The sequence below is a fragment of the Nocardioides albus genome (assembly GCF_014648255.1).
Taxonomy (GTDB): domain Bacteria; phylum Actinomycetota; class Actinomycetes; order Propionibacteriales; family Nocardioidaceae; genus Nocardioides; species Nocardioides albus.
This window is the reverse complement of record NZ_BMQT01000008.1, coordinates 182,773-197,650: the sequence shown is the minus strand read 5'-3', so window position 1 is coordinate 197,650 and position 14,878 is coordinate 182,773. Positions and strand designations below refer to the sequence as shown.

Annotated in this window: 18 protein-coding genes; 10 read left to right on the top strand and 8 right to left on the bottom strand. The window is 68.5% G+C overall.

The genetic code is table 11. The features are described from left to right. Positions 1-44: 44 nt before the first annotated feature. Both IEY84_RS18050 and IEY84_RS18045 read left to right on the top strand, forming a co-directional pair. The gene (locus IEY84_RS18050; protein WP_183548905.1) at positions 45-1,073 is read left to right on the top strand and encodes a zinc-dependent alcohol dehydrogenase family protein; all 1,029 of its coding nucleotides are present in this window, start codon (positions 45-47) and stop codon (positions 1,071-1,073) included. Between the two features lie 47 nt (positions 1,074-1,120). Continuing rightward, complete coding sequence (locus tag IEY84_RS18045) at positions 1,121-1,624, top strand: GNAT family N-acetyltransferase (protein ID WP_183548907.1); 504 nt, start codon at positions 1,121-1,123, stop codon at positions 1,622-1,624. A gap of 141 nt (positions 1,625-1,765) precedes the next feature. Here IEY84_RS18045 and IEY84_RS18040 read toward each other — a convergent pair whose 3' ends face one another. Together IEY84_RS18040 and IEY84_RS18035 are read right to left on the bottom strand one after the other, a co-directional pair. Further along, positions 1,766-2,653 carry a lytic transglycosylase domain-containing protein gene (locus IEY84_RS18040; RefSeq protein ID WP_183548909.1) on the bottom strand — a complete coding sequence of 296 codons (888 nt, stop codon included), beginning with the start codon at positions 2,651-2,653 and terminating at the stop codon, positions 1,766-1,768. A gap of 21 nt (positions 2,654-2,674) precedes the next feature. Then, on the bottom strand, positions 2,675-3,373 hold the full coding sequence (locus tag IEY84_RS18035) for an alpha/beta fold hydrolase (RefSeq protein WP_183548911.1): 699 nt from the start codon (positions 3,371-3,373) through the stop codon (positions 2,675-2,677). Positions 3,374-4,116: 743 nt separating this feature from the next. On the opposite strand from IEY84_RS18035, the gene IEY84_RS18030 reads away from it, so the two are divergent. The 4 genes from IEY84_RS18030 to IEY84_RS18015 all read left to right on the top strand — a co-directional run bounded on the left by IEY84_RS18030 (position 4,117) and on the right by IEY84_RS18015 (position 7,037). Continuing rightward, positions 4,117-5,139, top strand: a complete 1,023-nt coding sequence (locus tag IEY84_RS18030) for an LLM class flavin-dependent oxidoreductase (protein WP_183548913.1) — start codon at positions 4,117-4,119, stop codon at positions 5,137-5,139. Positions 5,140-5,257: 118 nt separating this feature from the next. Further along, positions 5,258-5,755 carry a DUF4919 domain-containing protein gene (locus tag IEY84_RS18025; RefSeq protein WP_183548915.1) on the top strand — a complete coding sequence of 166 codons (498 nt, stop codon included), beginning with the start codon at positions 5,258-5,260 and terminating at the stop codon, positions 5,753-5,755. Positions 5,756-5,895: 140 nt separating this feature from the next. Then, positions 5,896-6,198 (top strand): hypothetical protein, encoded by a 303-nt coding sequence (locus tag IEY84_RS18020; protein ID WP_183548917.1) that lies wholly within the window; start codon positions 5,896-5,898, stop codon positions 6,196-6,198. A 47-nt stretch (positions 6,199-6,245) separates the two neighbouring features. Further along, the gene (locus IEY84_RS18015; RefSeq protein WP_183548919.1) at positions 6,246-7,037 is read left to right on the top strand and encodes a class I SAM-dependent methyltransferase; all 792 of its coding nucleotides are present in this window, start codon (positions 6,246-6,248) and stop codon (positions 7,035-7,037) included. 9 nt (positions 7,038-7,046) lie between these two features. On the opposite strand, the gene IEY84_RS18010 is transcribed toward IEY84_RS18015, so the two are convergent. The 5 genes from IEY84_RS18010 to IEY84_RS17990 all read right to left on the bottom strand — a co-directional run bounded on the left by IEY84_RS18010 (position 7,047) and on the right by IEY84_RS17990 (position 11,639). Beyond that, on the bottom strand, positions 7,047-7,727 hold the full coding sequence (locus IEY84_RS18010) for a methionine ABC transporter permease (protein ID WP_183548921.1): 681 nt from the start codon (positions 7,725-7,727) through the stop codon (positions 7,047-7,049). Then, entirely contained in the window at positions 7,727-8,773 is a 1,047-nt protein-coding gene (locus IEY84_RS18005) for a methionine ABC transporter ATP-binding protein (protein WP_183548923.1), read from the bottom strand. Before IEY84_RS18005 ends, IEY84_RS18010 begins: the two co-directional genes overlap by 1 nt. Then, entirely contained in the window at positions 8,770-9,708 is a 939-nt protein-coding gene (locus IEY84_RS18000; RefSeq protein WP_183548925.1) for a MetQ/NlpA family ABC transporter substrate-binding protein, read from the bottom strand. The genes IEY84_RS18005 and IEY84_RS18000 overlap by 4 nt, the downstream gene beginning before the upstream one ends. 168 nt (positions 9,709-9,876) lie before the next feature. Then, positions 9,877-10,722 carry an ABC-2 transporter permease family protein gene (locus IEY84_RS17995; protein ID WP_183548927.1) on the bottom strand — a complete coding sequence of 282 codons (846 nt, stop codon included), beginning with the start codon at positions 10,720-10,722 and terminating at the stop codon, positions 9,877-9,879. Further along, positions 10,719-11,639, bottom strand: a complete 921-nt coding sequence (locus IEY84_RS17990; RefSeq protein WP_183548929.1) for an ABC transporter ATP-binding protein — start codon at positions 11,637-11,639, stop codon at positions 10,719-10,721. Before IEY84_RS17990 ends, IEY84_RS17995 begins: the two co-directional genes overlap by 4 nt. 131 nt (positions 11,640-11,770) lie before the next feature. Between IEY84_RS17990 and IEY84_RS17985 the strand changes: the two genes are divergently transcribed. Beyond that, a complete protein-coding gene (locus IEY84_RS17985; protein WP_183548931.1) occupies positions 11,771-12,973 on the top strand; it encodes a sensor histidine kinase in 1,203 nt (400 codons plus the stop codon). Then, the gene (locus IEY84_RS17980; RefSeq protein ID WP_183548933.1) at positions 12,970-13,641 is read left to right on the top strand and encodes a response regulator; all 672 of its coding nucleotides are present in this window, start codon (positions 12,970-12,972) and stop codon (positions 13,639-13,641) included. Before IEY84_RS17985 ends, IEY84_RS17980 begins: the two co-directional genes overlap by 4 nt. Before the next feature lie 11 nt (positions 13,642-13,652). Here the strand turns inward: IEY84_RS17980 and IEY84_RS17975 are convergent, their stop codons facing one another. Continuing rightward, complete coding sequence (locus IEY84_RS17975) at positions 13,653-13,823, bottom strand: hypothetical protein (RefSeq protein ID WP_183548935.1); 171 nt, start codon at positions 13,821-13,823, stop codon at positions 13,653-13,655. 114 nt (positions 13,824-13,937) lie between these two features. Between IEY84_RS17975 and IEY84_RS17970 the strand changes: the two genes are divergently transcribed. Further along, entirely contained in the window at positions 13,938-14,417 is a 480-nt protein-coding gene (locus IEY84_RS17970; protein ID WP_229788803.1) for a helix-turn-helix transcriptional regulator, read from the top strand. Positions 14,418-14,421: 4 nt separating this feature from the next. Further along, entirely contained in the window at positions 14,422-14,844 is a 423-nt protein-coding gene (locus IEY84_RS17965) for a VOC family protein (RefSeq protein WP_183548937.1), read from the top strand. Positions 14,845-14,878: the final 34 nt, after the last annotated feature.

Sequence of the window (14,878 nt, the reverse complement as noted above, 5' to 3'; positions counted from 1 at the left end):
CCATCGTGCGCAACATCGCGTACGCCGGGTGACAGGATGCCATCATGCATGCGACGACGATCCACGGGGTGCGCGACATCCGCTTCACCCAGGTACCCGACCCCACGCTGGCAAAGCCCACCGACGCGATCGTGAAGGTGGTCGGCTCCTGCATCTGCGGCTCCGACCTGTGGAACTACCGCGGCGCCAACGGTGACATCGAGGAGCCGCGCACCATCGGTCACGAGTGCATCGGCGTCATCGAGGAGGTCGGTGCCGACGTACGCGACTTCAAGGTGGGCGACTTCGTGATCGTCCCGTTCGATCACTGTGACAATACCTGCCCGCACTGCCTCGCCGGAGTCCAGTCGGTCTGCGAGAACCTCGGCTTCACGGTCAGCGGCCAGAGCGAGTACGCACTGGTCAACCAGGCCGACGGCTCGCTGGTCAAGCTCGACGAGACGCCGGACCCGGCGATGTACCCCGACCTGCTCGCGCTCACCGACGTGATGGCCACCGGCTGGCACGCCGCGGTGATGTCCGGGCTCGGCTCCGGCGCCACGGGCGGCACCGCGGTCGTCGTCGGTGACGGAGCGGTCGGTCTGTGCGGCGTGCTCGCGGCCGCCCAGCTCGGCGCCGAGCGGGTCGTGGCGATGTCACGCCACGAGGCCCGCCAGGAGATCGCCAAGAAGTTCGGCGCCACCGACATCGTCGCCGCTCGCGGCAAGGAGGGCGAGGCGGCCGTACGCGAGCTCACCGGCGGCGTCGGGGCCGACTTCGTCCTGGAGTGCGTCGGCACCGACCAGTCCTTCAAGACGGCCTCGAAGGTCGCCCGCCCGGGCGCCACGGTCGGGTTCGTCGGGGTCCCGCACGACGTCAACCTTCCGGTCAACGCGCTCTTCCGCACCAACGTCGGTCTCAAGGGCGGGATGGCGCCGGTACGCCGCTATCTGCCGGACCTGCTGCGTCTGACCCTGGACGGCACGATCAACCCAGGTCTGGTCTTCGACAAGGCCCTGCCGTTCTCCGAGGCCGCCGAGGGCTACCGCCTGATGGACGAGCGGCTCGCGACCAAGGTCCAGCTCACCTACTGATCCCGGGTGGGGGATCGGCCGGGCCGCTGATCTGAGAGACTCGGCCGATGCCCCGTACCGACACCATGCGCCTTCGCCCGCTGTCACCGGGCGACGAACACGTCTTCGCCGACTGGGCGCACGATGAGGAGTTCCGGGTGGCCAACGGCTGGCCCGAGCGCGACCGCGACGGTCATCTCCGCCATTGGCGCCGGCTGATCGATGCCCCGCCCCCGGAGCTCATCCGGCTCGCCGTGGAGCTCGACGAGGAGGTCGTCGGTTACGCCGACCTCCACGGTCTGGCACCCGACACCCGCGAGCTCGGCATCGCCATCGGCCCGAGCTCGCGCTGGGGCCAGGGCCTCGGCCAGCGAGCTATCAAGACCGCACTCACCTACGGCTTCTCGGTCCTCGACCTGAGCCGGATCTGGGCCGAGACCCACGAGACCAACGACCGCGCCAAGAAGCTCTTCAAGGCCACCGGCTTCATCGAGACCGGCCGCCACGGCACCGACACCTATCGGGGCGAGGACGTCAGCCTCGTCCAGTACGCCGTCGAGCGCCCCTACTGATCCCGTCGAGACGTCACCCCGGTCGGCCGAAGCGTCACGCCGGTCGGCCGAGTGGGCAGCCGATGACGCTTCGGCCGACGCCAGTGACGCGTCGGCCGACGCCAGTGACGTCTCGGCCGACGCCAGTGACGTCTCGGCAGGTCAGTCGATGCGTACTGGTTTCTTGCCCGGGTAGCCCTCGGGCAGGAGCATGGTGCCGTCCTGGTGGCGGTAGAGGACCTGCCAGTGCCAGTAGAGGTCGTACGCAGCGGCGGAGCGCTTCATCTGCTCGGCGTAGGCGCTGACCGCCGCCACGTAGCGGTCGGAATGGTTGTAGGACCACAGGGCGCCGGACATGTCGCCGGGGGCGCCGTTGTTGGCGAGCATGCGGCCCGCGGCCATGATCGCGTCGCCGGGGTCGTTGATGTCGCCACCGGCACCGTACTGCTCGAAGGTCGAGGGCAGGAACTGCATCGGACCCTGCGCGCCGGCGGTGCTCGTGCCGCGGATCCGGCCCATGCGGGTCTCGACCAGATGGACGGCCGCCAGGTACTCCCACGGCGTCCCTGTCTCCTGCTGCGCGTTGCGGTAGAGCCGCCGTAGCTCGTCGGGCGTCGGCGGCGTCACGATCCTCCAGTCCGGCAGCTTCGGCTGCGCGTCGGTCATCACCATGAGCTCGCGCGCCGCGGCGATGTCGGCCTCGAGCTGGGCGCGACCGGCTCGACCTAGCGCGCCCAGCACGTCGTCGGTCCTCGCCTTCGATCCTCGGGCGAGGTCGCGGGCGGTGGTCTGCTCGAACAGCGCGGCCTCGCGTACGTCCTCGGTTCCTGGCTCTCCGGCGGCGACCGTCGCCAGCGCCTGGGTGAGGCGATCTGCCAGCGGCACCGACTCATCGTCGAGCGGGACCGTCGTTGGTGACGGGACCGGGGACGAGGAGGGGACCGGCGACGACGACGGCCTGCCGACCGGATCCGAGGACGGCTCACCGCCACAGCCGGCGACGAGAGCCAGGGCTGTGGCGGTGGACAGGGCAGCGAGCCGAGTGCGCACACAATCGACGCTACCCGACGGCTACGCGCCGCTGCGGCCGATGCTCTGATCGATGATCGCCGCGAGCTCGGTCGGCTTGGTCAGCTGCGGCCAGTGTCCGGTGGGCAGATCGATATAGGTGACCTCCTTGTGCTTCGGGATGGCGGCTACCGACTCGGTGCCGTCAGCGACCCACTCCTGCAGGTCGGCTGCGGTGTATTCCGGGCAGACGAACACCGCCGGCACCGAGTAGCGGCGTTCGTCGCCGAGCTCGAACGGCTCCGAGGTCAGACTGGCGGGGGAGGGCCGCAGCAGCGCCTCGAAGGTGGCACGGTCGAGGTCGCGTACGTCGGCCTCGTCGAACTCCTCCCACGGCACCGGCGGCAGGTCGGCGCCGTCGCTCGGGAAGTTCTTGGCCGGGATCATGCCCGGCTCGGCCGGCCAGCCGCCGACGTAGACCACGGCGGCGACCTTGTCGACGCGGGCGTCCAGGGCGGCGCCGGCCACCGCGCACCCCATCGAGTGCCCAACGAGGGTCACCGGCCCGGACGAGCTGTCGATGGCGGCGACCACAGCAGCGACCTGGTCTGCGACGTGCACGCCAGAGCGGTCCGTCTCGGCCGACTCGAGGCCGGGCAGGGTGAGCGGTCGCGGCGTGTGGCCGGCGGTGGTCAGGTGAGGGACGACGAGGTCCCATGAGGAGGCGTCGAGCCAGAGCCCGGGTACGAGAACGATGTCCATGGGGCGATCCTTCACCTGTTTGCGGACGATCCGCTTCCGCCACTCGACCGAAGCTGAACCTTGCCGGCTTCCGGCCAAAAAGAACGGTGACCACCGCGAGTGCGGTGGTCACCGTTCTGGACGCCCGAGACAGCTGACGCCAGGTTCGTTCAGCGAGCGCCGGCGACCTCCAGTAGCTCCGCGACCTCGTGGGCGCGGCAGTCGCAGTCGGAGTCACACGGCAAGAAACGATGACGTGCGTGCCCGCAGTCGCGGCACGGCATGTCGTGAGAAAGCGTGAAGCTCTGCACCTCAACGGTGTCCCACATAATTAATTCATCCCCCAGAGAATGGTGATTGGTCTTATATCGGTGAATCTGCATCGGTGAACTGCCTGATATGTAACACGATAATCCTCGGTTTCGGAAGGGCTGGGACAACACGCCGAGACAATGTTTTCCCTGGTCAGTTGACCGATATGCTTATTCGGTCGACCGATAGATAAACTCATAAGGGCCCGCTGTTGGCGCGGTGTAGACGTCCGATTTACGGTGCGTAAGGCGACGCCCCCGGTGTGTTGGGGGACTGAGAGCAGAACGCAGAACAGGGCACGACCACCGACAAGGTGGTGTCAGGTCAGCCACGGTTCCGGAGAGCAGAACACGCAGAGTCGAAGGTCCCAGGTCGCTCGGGACAGCCGGGCCATGGCGCCGTTCGCGTCCCCTCGTGGGAATCCTCCAGGGCTGTTGAGGGTTCCACTACCTGTGAAGAACATCGGATTCTTGTCCTTCGGCCACTGGACACCGTCGCCCTACTCCCAGACACAGTCGGCACGAGACGCACTGATCCAGGGCATCGACCTCGCCGTCGCCGCCGAGGAGCTGGGCATCGACGGGGCGTACTTTCGGGTCCACCACTTCGCCCGCCAGTACGCCTCGCCCTTCCCGCTGCTGTCCGCGGTCGGCGCCCGCACCTCGAAGATCGAGATCGGCACCGGTGTCATCGACATGCGCTATGAGAACCCGCTCTACATGGCCGAGGACTCGGCGGCCGCCGACCTGATCTCCGGCGAGCGCCTGCAGCTCGGGATCAGCCGCGGCTCGCCCGAGCAGGTCATCGAGGGGTGGCGCTACTTCGGCTACGACCCCGGCGAGAACGCCTCCGAGGCCGACATGGCGCGCGCTCACACCGAGACGTACCTCAAGACCATCGAAGGCGCGCAGTTCGCCGAGCCCAACCCGCGGCCGATGTTCCCCAACCCGCCAGGCAAGCTCCGGGTCGAGCCCTACTCCGAGACCCTGCGCGACCGGATCTGGTGGGGGTCGAGCTCATTGGCGACCGCGCGCTGGGCCGCCGGGCTCGGGATGAACCTGCAGAGCTCGACCCTCAAGAACGACGAGAACGGGAAGCCGTTCCACATCCAGCAGCGTGAGCAGATCGATGCCTACCGCGAGGCCTGGAAAGAGACCGGCCACGAGCGCGAGCCGCGAGTCTCGGTCTCGCGCTCCATCTTCGCCCTCGTCAACGACGAGGACCGGCGCTACTTCGGCCTCGACCGGCAGACCAAGGACCAGATCGGCAACATCGACGAACAGACCCGCGCGATCTTCGGACGCTCGTACGCTGCCGAGCCCGACGTCTTGATCGAGGAGCTGTCCCAGGACGAGGCCATCCAGGCCGCCGACACGCTGCTGCTCACCGTTCCCAACCAGCTCGGTGTGGACTACAACGCCCATGCCCTGGAGAGCATCCTGACCCACGTCGCGCCCGCTCTCGGCTGGCGATAGCCGCCTTCGGACCGCCCGACCTTCGAGTCACAATAGGGCGCATAATCGTTGTCAACCGCCCCGCGTGGCTGGCTGATTGCTAACGTGCGGGACGACCGATATTCGAAGGGGACCCCTGTTGGCTACGTACGCTGAGCTGCTCGACGCCTATCTTCGCGACCAAGACCCGCAGTCGCTGCAAGCCTTGCGCGAGGCGATCCTCGAGGCTCCGAACTTCCGGTCCGACCTCGAGATCACCGAGATGATCGCCCCGATGATGTCGGTCGGCGACTACGCGGGTGCGGTGGCCGCAGTCCACGGGCTGATGCCCGGTGCGATCTTCAGCCCCTCCGCCCATGCTGCGCTCGCCGATGCCCAGCGCGGCCTCGGCAACCCGGAGCAGGCTCAGCGCGAGTCGATCCTGGCGCAGGCGGCCCTCGACAGCATCATCAGCACCGGTGACGGCACCGAGTCCTCACCGTGGTCGGTGCTGCGCAGCAGCGACGCGTACGACGTCGTGCTGGCCTCGGGCAAGACACCGCGTTCACAGGTTGCGGTCGGCAACCTGGACCGGATCGTGTGCACCGACTCGACCGTCTGGTTCTTCGACATCTCCGCCGAGCTCGCCAGAACCTGACCGGACCCCGCACAGGCGAATCGGTAGCCGTGGAGGCCAGAAACGCGGACTCCGCGGAGTTCTGAATGTTCACCGCGTCGTTGCCGATAGGGACGGTGTGCGTCGGGTTTCTGACGGAGCCGGCGCTCACGCTCGGAAGCATGATGAGTCGCATCGTGCGGATTCTGCTCGCCGGGACGGCCGCCGTCGTCTTCGCCTCCGCGGCGCTGACCATGCCGGCTGCCGCCGAGGAGCTGAGAGCGTCCGACCAGGGCCAGATCGGGTTCGACCGTCGTGAGGTGTCACCCGAGGACGCGCGGCCGGGCGGGGGCGCGGATCCGTTCGAGACCGGCGTGGTGATCGTGCTCAACACGCTGCTTCTCGGCGGGCTCCTGGGCGGGGTGCTCTTGGCCCGTCGGCGCCTCGGCTGCACCGATGTCGCAACGCCGCGACCGTCTGTATAACGAGATTTGCGTCTCATGCTTCGGAATCGTCCGCGTAGGGTCGGTGCATGTCGACCTACACCCATGGCCACCACGAGTCAGTTCTGCGCTCGCACAGGTGGCGTACGGCCGAGAACTCCGCCGCATACCTGTTGCCGCACCTGCGGCCCGAACAGCGGTTGCTCGACGTCGGCGCCGGGCCGGGGACGATCACGATCGACCTCGCCGGCCGGGTTGCCCAGGTGACCGCTACCGAGATCGGTGAGGCCGAGGTCGACCTCTCTCGGCAGGCCGCCGAGGCCGGGGGAGCGACCAACGTCGACTTCCGGGTCGAGGACGTACATGCGCTGAGCATCCAGAACGATGCGTACGACGTCGTCCATGCTCATCAGGTGCTGCAGCACGTGGCGGACCCGGTGCAGGCGCTGCGGGAGATGCGGCGGGTGACGAGACCGGGCGGCATCGTCGCCGCGCGCGACAGCGACTACGCGGGTTTCGTCTGGTGGCCGGAGTCGAGCGAGCTGACCGAGTGGCTGCGGCTCTACCGGGACGCAGCGAGAGCCAACGGCGGCGAGCCCGACGCCGGGCGTCGACTGGTCTCCTGGGCGCGCGCGGCCGGGTTCGCCGACATCACCGCGACCTCGAGCACCTGGTGCTTCGCCGACCCCGAGAACCGGGCCTGGTGGGGCGGGATGTGGGCCGACCGGTTCACCGACTCAGCAGTCGCTCGCCAGCTCGTCGACTCAGGAGACGCCACGACCGCCGACCTCGCCCGGATCGCTGACGGGTGGCGGTCGTGGGCGGCGGCCGAGGACGGTTGGTTCTCCGTCGTCCACGGCGAGATCCTGGCTCGTGCCTGAGAGCCGGGGTCAGCGGCGCAGGATCCGTGCCGAGAGCGTGTTGCCGAGCAGCTGAATGACCTGCACCAGCGCGACCAGGATGAGCACGCAGACCCAGGTGACAGCGGGGTCGTACTGGCGGTAGCCGAAGGTCTGGGCGAAGCTGCCCAGACCTCCGCCGGCGATGAGACCCGCGACCGCGGACATGTCGACGACCGCGACGAAGGCGAAGGTGTAACCGAGGATCACCGGGGCCATCGCCTCGGGGACGACCACCGTCGCGGCGATCCGGGCACGTGTGGCGCCCATCGCGCGAGCGGCCTCGATGACGCCGGGCGGGACGGTGACGAGGTTCTGCTCGACGATCCGCGCGATGCCGAACATCGCCGCCAGCACCAAGGAGAAGACGACCGCAGGCGTACCGATGCCGGTGCCGACGATCAGCCGAGCGGCAGGCTGGACGGCGGCGATGAAGATGATGAACGGGATCGGCCGGAAGAAGTTGACCAGAACGTTGAGGACGAACGAGACGACCGCGTTCTCGTAGAGCCCGCCCTTGCGGGTCAGGTAGAGCCCCAGGCCGAGGATGAGGCCCAAGGTGCCGCCGATCAGCATCGTCAGCGCGACCATGAGCAACGTCTCGCCGGTGGCCTGCCAGATGTCGGGCCACAGCTCGCCGAGGCGGGTGTCGGTGGGGAGAGCGGTCAGCATCACAGCTCCTTGGCGGGGACGAGGGCGGCCAGCTCGCGTACGGCCTCGTCGACCGAGGCCGCGGGACCGTCGAGGGCGAGCGTCAGGTTGCCGAAGGTGGCGCCCTGGATGTCCTCGATGCCGCCGAAGACGAGCTCGAAGGCGATGCCGCGCTCGAGGAGCACGGTGAAGATGTCGGTCTGGCGGGGTCCGCCTTCGCGCAGCTCGAGCTTGACGAACCGTCCGGGATGGCGAGCCCGCAGCGCGGCGAGCGCGTCCGGATCGGGCTCGTCATCGATGACCGTGCCGACGAAGCGCCGCGTCACCGGCTGCCGTGGTGCCGAGAAGACCTCGTAGACCGGGCCGGACTCGACGATCCGGCCGTTCTCCATGACCGCGACGTGGTCGGCGAGCTCGCGCACGACCTCCATCTCGTGGGTGATGGCCACGATCGTGGTGCCGAACTCCTCGTTGACCTGCTTCAGGAGCCGCAGCACCTCGTGGGTGGTCTCCGGGTCGAGTGCGCTGGTGGCCTCGTCGGCGAGCAGCAGGGAGGGGTTGGTGGTGAGCGCGCGGGCGATGCCGACGCGCTGCTTCTGTCCGCCCGAGAGGTTGCGCGGGTAGGTGTGGGCCTTGTCCGGGAGCCCGACGAAGTGGAGCAGCTCGGAGATGCGGCGCTGCTGCTCGGCCTTGGTGACGCCGGCGATCTGCAGCGGGTAGGCCAGGTTGCCCCAGACCGTACGCGACTCGAAGAGGTTGAACTGCTGGAAGATCATCCCGATGCCCAGCCGGATCGGCCGCAGCTGCCGCTCGCGCAGGCCGACCAGCTCGGTGCCGCCGACCTGGATGGAGCCCGAGGTGGCCGGCTCGAGGCCGTTGAGCAGCCGCACGAGGGTCGACTTGCCGGCCCCGGAGTAGCCGACGATCGCCTGAACGTCACCGGCAGCGATGTCCAGGTCGACGTCGACCACGGCCTGGACCTCCTTGCGCCCCTTGGCTGCCGGGTAGGTCTTGGTGACGCCGCGGAGCCGCACCAGCGGCTCCGCGGGGGTGGTCGAGTGCGTCACTGACGCTCCCGAACCTGCTTCTCGGTGTCGTCGAGCGACTTCTGCAGGTCCTCGACCGGGATCTTCACCAGCTCGGCGGTGTCGCCGGAGGTCTCGTAGACCCCCTTCTGCACGTCCTCGTTGTTCTGGAAGATCTCGATGAGCTTCTTGTAGGTCGGGTTGTCCTTGTCCTCGGCGCGCACGGCGAAGATGTTGACGTAGGGGAGCGCCTTCGGGTCGGCGGGGTCATCGGTGGCGAGGGCGTCCTCGAACTTCAGGCCGGCGTCCTCGACATAGTCGTTGTTGATGATCGCCGCAGCGACGTCGGGGAGCGAGGAGGGGGTGATCGAGGCCTGGACCGCCTTGATCTTCACCTTGGAGGCGGCCGTGTCGACATCCTTGATGGTGCTGAAGGGGGTGCCGCCATCGGTCAGCTCGATCAGCCCCTTGGACTGCAGCAGCACCAGACCGCGAGCCTGGTTGGTCTCGTCGTCGGGGACGATCACGGTCTCGCCGGCCTTGATGTCGTCGAGCGAGGTGTACTTCGTGGAGTAGAGGCCCAGGGGATAGGTCGCGGTGGAGCCGAGGGCGACCAGGTCGTCTTCGTTCTGGACGTTGTAGTCGGCCAGGAAGATGATGTGCTGGAACTGGTTGAGGTCGAGCTCGCCCTCGGACAGGGCCGGGTTGGGCTGGTTGTAGTCACCGAAGTTCTTGACCTGGAGGTCGATGCCCTCCTCGCGAGCAGCGTCCTTGAAGGTCTCCCAGTAGGGATCGTCCGCGCCGACGACACCGAGGGTGACCTTGGTGAGGTCGCTGCCGGAGTCGTCGTCACGGGTGAGGAAGAAGGCGAGGCCGCCGATCACGATCGCGGCGGCGGCGACGACCCCGATGATCAGCGGGAGCTTGGACTTGGGAGCCTCGATGAGCGGGGTGGGCTCGGGCATGTTTGAGGACACGGGTGGGAACCTCTTCTAGACGGGAACGTCTCGACGTTGAGTGTGGGCAACCTGGTTGTTGTCCACCAAAACAGTAGACTTAACGCAGGTCACACTCGCATTGTCGGTCACACGCCGAGACGCGTCACTGACCCGGCTCGGCGTGTGGTAAAGACATGTTTCCGGAGGTCAGGCGAGGTCGCGCCGCCTCATCACGACGAGGGCCGCGCCGCCGGCGACCAGGACGTACGCCGCGACGGTGAGCAGCGCCCGCTCGCCCGAGATCGCATCGAGGACTCCCGGGGTGCCGTTGGGTCCGCCGACGATCGCGCCGGCCAGCGACCCGCCCGCGGTGCCGGGGAGCGCGTCGGTGACGGACTCGACCCCCGAGAGCAGGCCGCCGACACCACGGAGCAGGTTCTCGACGACCAGCGACCAGACCAGGCCCAGGCCGACGGCAAGGGCGGGGCCCTTGGCGAGCACGCCGACCAGGAACCCGAGCAGCGCCCACATCTCCAGCACCAGGAACCCGGCACCGAAGGACGCAGCCAGGTCGCTCAGCACGGGCATGGCGATCGTCTGCCCCTCGGTGGCGGCGATCGCCACCGAGACGCCGGTGCACAGCACGAGCGTCGCCGACATCATCGCGAAGACGAGCACCGTCACCGCGGCCAGCGAGCCGCCGACGGCGGCGACCCGGCTCGGCCCCTGGGTGAAGACGGTCTTCCAGGTGCCCCAGCCGAAGCCGTTGCCCGCGACCAGAGCACCGACCACCATCGCCAGCGCTCCACCGAACATCGGCAGCCCGCTGATGATGACGTCCGGGATCGCGCTCGGCATCAGCTCGGCGAGCAGCTGGGCGCTGGTCGCACCGTCCTCGGCGAAGTTGTCGTCACCCGTCTTGTAGGCGACGTAGTTGAAGACGTACCCGAAGGAGAGAGTCAAAGCCTGGCCGGCGCCGATGATCACCCAGATCGCCGACCACCGGCGCAGGCGCAGAAGCTCCGCGCGGGTGCTGTTCAGGAATGCGGTCATGACACGAGCTCCTGTTCCGTGCTGGTGGTGCCGGTCATCTCGAAGAAGGCGTCCTCCAGGGAACGCTCCGCGACGGTGACCTGATGAACGTCGACGGAGCGGGAGACCAGCTGACGTACGACCTCCGGTGCTGCCGAGGCCGGCAGATCGACCTCGAGCGACTCGTTGCCGACCCGGCGTACCCCTTCGTCACCGGCCATCCGCATGAGGACCGCCAGCGCGGTGTCCTCGGGGGTGGCCCGGATCCGTAGGGTCGCCGCGCCGCGCAGCTCGGCCACCGTGGACTCCCGCAGCAGCCGACCCTGGTTGATGACGCCGACGCGATCGCAGATCTCCTGCACCTCGGCGAGGATGTGGCTGGAGAGGATCACCGTCTGGCCGGCCTCGGCCAGCGCGACCACCAGGGCCCGCATGTCGGCCATGCCGGCCGGGTCGAGCCCGTTGGTGGGCTCGTCGAGCACGAGCAGGTCGGGGGAGCCGAGCATGGCGCAAGCGACCCCGAGCCGCTGCTTCATGCCGAGCGAGTAGCCCTTGAAGGCATCCTTCGCCCGGTCGGCGAGGTCGACCATCTCCAGCACGCGGTCGACCTCCGCGTTCGGCAGTCCCTGATAGCGCGCCATCGTGCGCAGGTTGTCGCGGCCGTTCAGGTAGGGGTAGAAGCCAGGGCCTTCGATCAGTGCGCCGATCCTGGCAGTGACCTCGGGCCGCCCGGCGGGGCGACCCAGGACGCTGGCGGATCCGGCGGTGGGCCGGATCAGACCGAGCATCATCCGCAAGGTGGTCGTCTTGCCGGCCCCGTTGGGGCCGAGGAAGCCGTACACCTCGCCACGCTCGACGGTCATGCTGACCCGGTCGACGGCAAGCCGCTCGCCGTACCGTTTGGTCAGCCCGTCGGTCTCAACCACGAGTTCCTTCATGGCGACCACGGTTCCGCAGCAGGGCCGTGGTGGCGTCGGCTCCAGTGATGCTCCGGGTTACGCAGATCTGCGTAGCGGGTCGCCCGATCGTGTCGTACGCCTCGGGCGCCCGCGCGAACTACGGTGTGTCCATGTCCTGGTTACGCCGTCATCCGCTGCCGTGGCTGGTCGTGGTGGTCGTGGTGGTCGGCTCGCTGGCGACCAGCTCCCGGGCCGATTCCGGCGGCTCGACGTTCCTGGTCGCCGTGCTCGCCCTGGGGGCGATCGTCCCCGTGCTGCTGCAGCAGCCCCGTGGCTGGGTGGTCGCGGTCAGCGGGCTGTTCGTCGGGGTCTACTTCGCGGCCGGGTACGGTCCCGGGCCGATCTTCTTCGTGCTTCCTGCCGTCACCTTCGCGGTCGCGCTGTCGCTGCCGTTGCGCCGTTGGGTCGGCTGGACGATCGGGGGCGCGGCGCTGGCTGTCACCGGAATGATGCTGAACCCCGACAGGTCTGGATCGGGGTCGCAGGGGCCGCCGTGGGGCCCTGGGGGATCGGGCGGTCACGGCCCCGGGCTCGAGAGCGACCTGTCGATATGGCAGGCCATCGGGCAGGTTGCGATCATCGCTGCCTGCGGTGCGATCGCGACCGCGCTGCGCGCGCGCAACGAGGCCCGCGCCCAGCGGCAGCGCCGGGCGGTCAGCGAGGAGCGGGTGCGGATGGCCGCGGACCTGCACGACGGTGTCGGCCACGGCCTGGCTGTGATCGCGATGCAGGCCGGCGCCGCGCTGCACGTGCTCGACCGTGACCCCGAGGCGGCCCGGCGCAACCTGGAGGCGATCCGAGCCGAGAGCAAGGAGTCGCTCGATCTGCTGCGCCGGCAGCTGGCCCGGTTGACCGACGCCGCACCCGACGCCGGGTCGGCACCGCGCTCGCCGGAGCACGGGCTCGCGGACCTGCCTGCACTGGTCGAACGGGTGCGCACCGGTGGTCTCGAGGTCTCGCTGCGGCTCGAGACCGAGTCGGTCCCGGGGGAGGCTGCGCGGGCTGCGTACGCCGTGGTCCAGGAAGGGCTCACCAACGTGCTGCGGCATGCGGACGCCTCCCGGGCAGAAGTGGTGATCTCGAGAAGCTCCGCCTCGCCGGGCGAGCTGGTGGTGACGGTGGCGGACGACGGGCGGGGATCGGACGTGTCGAGCGGGGAGAGGGGCCCGGGGATGGGAATCGTGGGAATGCGGTCGCGCGTCGAGGCACTAGGCGGCACCCTGGTGGCGGGGCCGGAGGTGCGGGGCTTCCGGCTGCGGGCTTCCATCCCGCTCTCTGGGTCCTCGACGGATGGCGTGGAGGAGCTGGCATGAGAAGTGCGGAATCGAAGCAGATCAGCGTCGCGCTGGTCGATGACCAGCCTCTGGTCCGGATGGGCCTGGCCACCATGATCGGCGCCGAACCCGACCTGGAGGTTGTCGGCGAGGCCTCGGACGGAAGCGCGGCGCTGCCGATGCTGCGCCGGACCCATCCCGACGTCGTCCTGTGCGACATCCGGATGCCTGTCCTCGACGGCCTCGGCATGCTGGAGCAGGTGACCCGCGACGCATCCCTCCAGGACGTACGGGTCGTGATGCTGACGACCTTCGAGCTCGACGAGTACGTCTTCGAGGCGCTGCGTCTGGGAGCGAGCGGGTTCCTGCTCAAGGACGCCGAGCCGGTCGCGCTGCTGGACGCGATCCGAGTCGTCGCCGACGGTGGCTCGCTGCTCGCGCCGACGGTGACGAAGCGGGTGATCGAGGAGTTCGGGTCCTCACGCCGGGCGGCGAACCCACATCCGCGCCTGGGGGACCTGACCGAGCGTGAGCGGGAGATGGTCGCCTGGGTGGCAACCGGTCGCTCCAACGCCGAGATCGCCGCCGAGCTGGTGGTGAGCCCGGACACGGTCCGCACGCACGTCTCCCGCGCGATGGTGAAGCTGCATGCCCGTGACCGCGCCCAGCTCGTCGTCTTCGCGATCGAGTCGGGCCTGAGGATCTAGGGTTCAGCGATCTAGGCGGCCAGCGGGACGCTGCCGGGCATGATCACCGGGGCGCACGAGCAGGTGTCGCTGCAGGCGAGGTAGGTGTGCACCTCGTGGCCGCACCGCTGGCACGGCAGGAAGTGCGACACCGGGAAGCTGCGTACGTTGATGTTCTCTGGGTTCTGCACTGTGTCCCACATGGCCTTCTCCTATCCGCATTTTGTGTGCCTTCACCTACTCCACGAGTGTGCGCGCCCGATTTCGACACATTTACTTCGACACGCAGCAGATTCATCAAATGGGAGGATCGTGGAGTGACGACGAAACCCGATCAGGAGCAGCGGCTCCGCGACCTGAAGCTGCTGCGGAAGGTCAAGGACCGGATCGACCGGGAGTACGCGCAGCCGCTGGATGTGGACGCCTTGGCAGCCGGCGTGCACATGTCGGCCGGCCACCTGAGCCGGGAGTTCAAGAAGGCCTACGGCGAGCCGCCCTACTCCTACCTGATGACCCGCCGAGTCGAGCGGGCCATGACCCTGCTGCGGCGCGGTGACCTCAGTGTCACCGACATCTGCTTCGCGGTCGGCTTCGGGTCGCTGGGGACGTTCTCGACGCGGTTCAGTGAGCTCGTCGGGATGTCCCCCAGCCTCTACCGTGAGAAGGCGGTCGCCGGAGAGGCCGGGATCCCTCCCTGTGTGTCCAAGCAGGTCACCAGACCGGTCAGACGGAGCTCGATCAGCCGGAACTCGATCAGGAATGAAGAAGCGCCGAGGCCCGATCCTTATCTAACGTGAGGCCATGGACCTCAACATCTGCCACAGCTATCTGCCCCACACCGACCCCGAAGCCTCGCTGAGGTTCTACCGCGACCTGCTGGGATTCGAGGTCCGCAAGGACGTCGGGTACGAGGCGATGCGCTGGCTCACGATCGGACCGCCCTCACAGCCCGAGATCAGCATCGTGCTCTACCCGCCGAACGCCGACCCGAACGTCACCGAGCAGGAGGCCAACGTCGTCCTCGAGATGATGGCCAAGGGCACCTTCGGCAGCATCATGCTCTCGTCCTCGGACGTCGACGCGGCCTTCGAGACGATCCAGGCCGGCATCGACGCCGCCGGTGGGGAGATCATGTCCGAGCCGACCGACCAGGACTGGGGGATGCGGGACTGTTCCTTCCGCGACCCCGCCGGCAACACCGTCCGACTCCAGCAGATCAAGTGAGCCGGAGAAAATGTGCGCGCCCGGGTTCAACCCT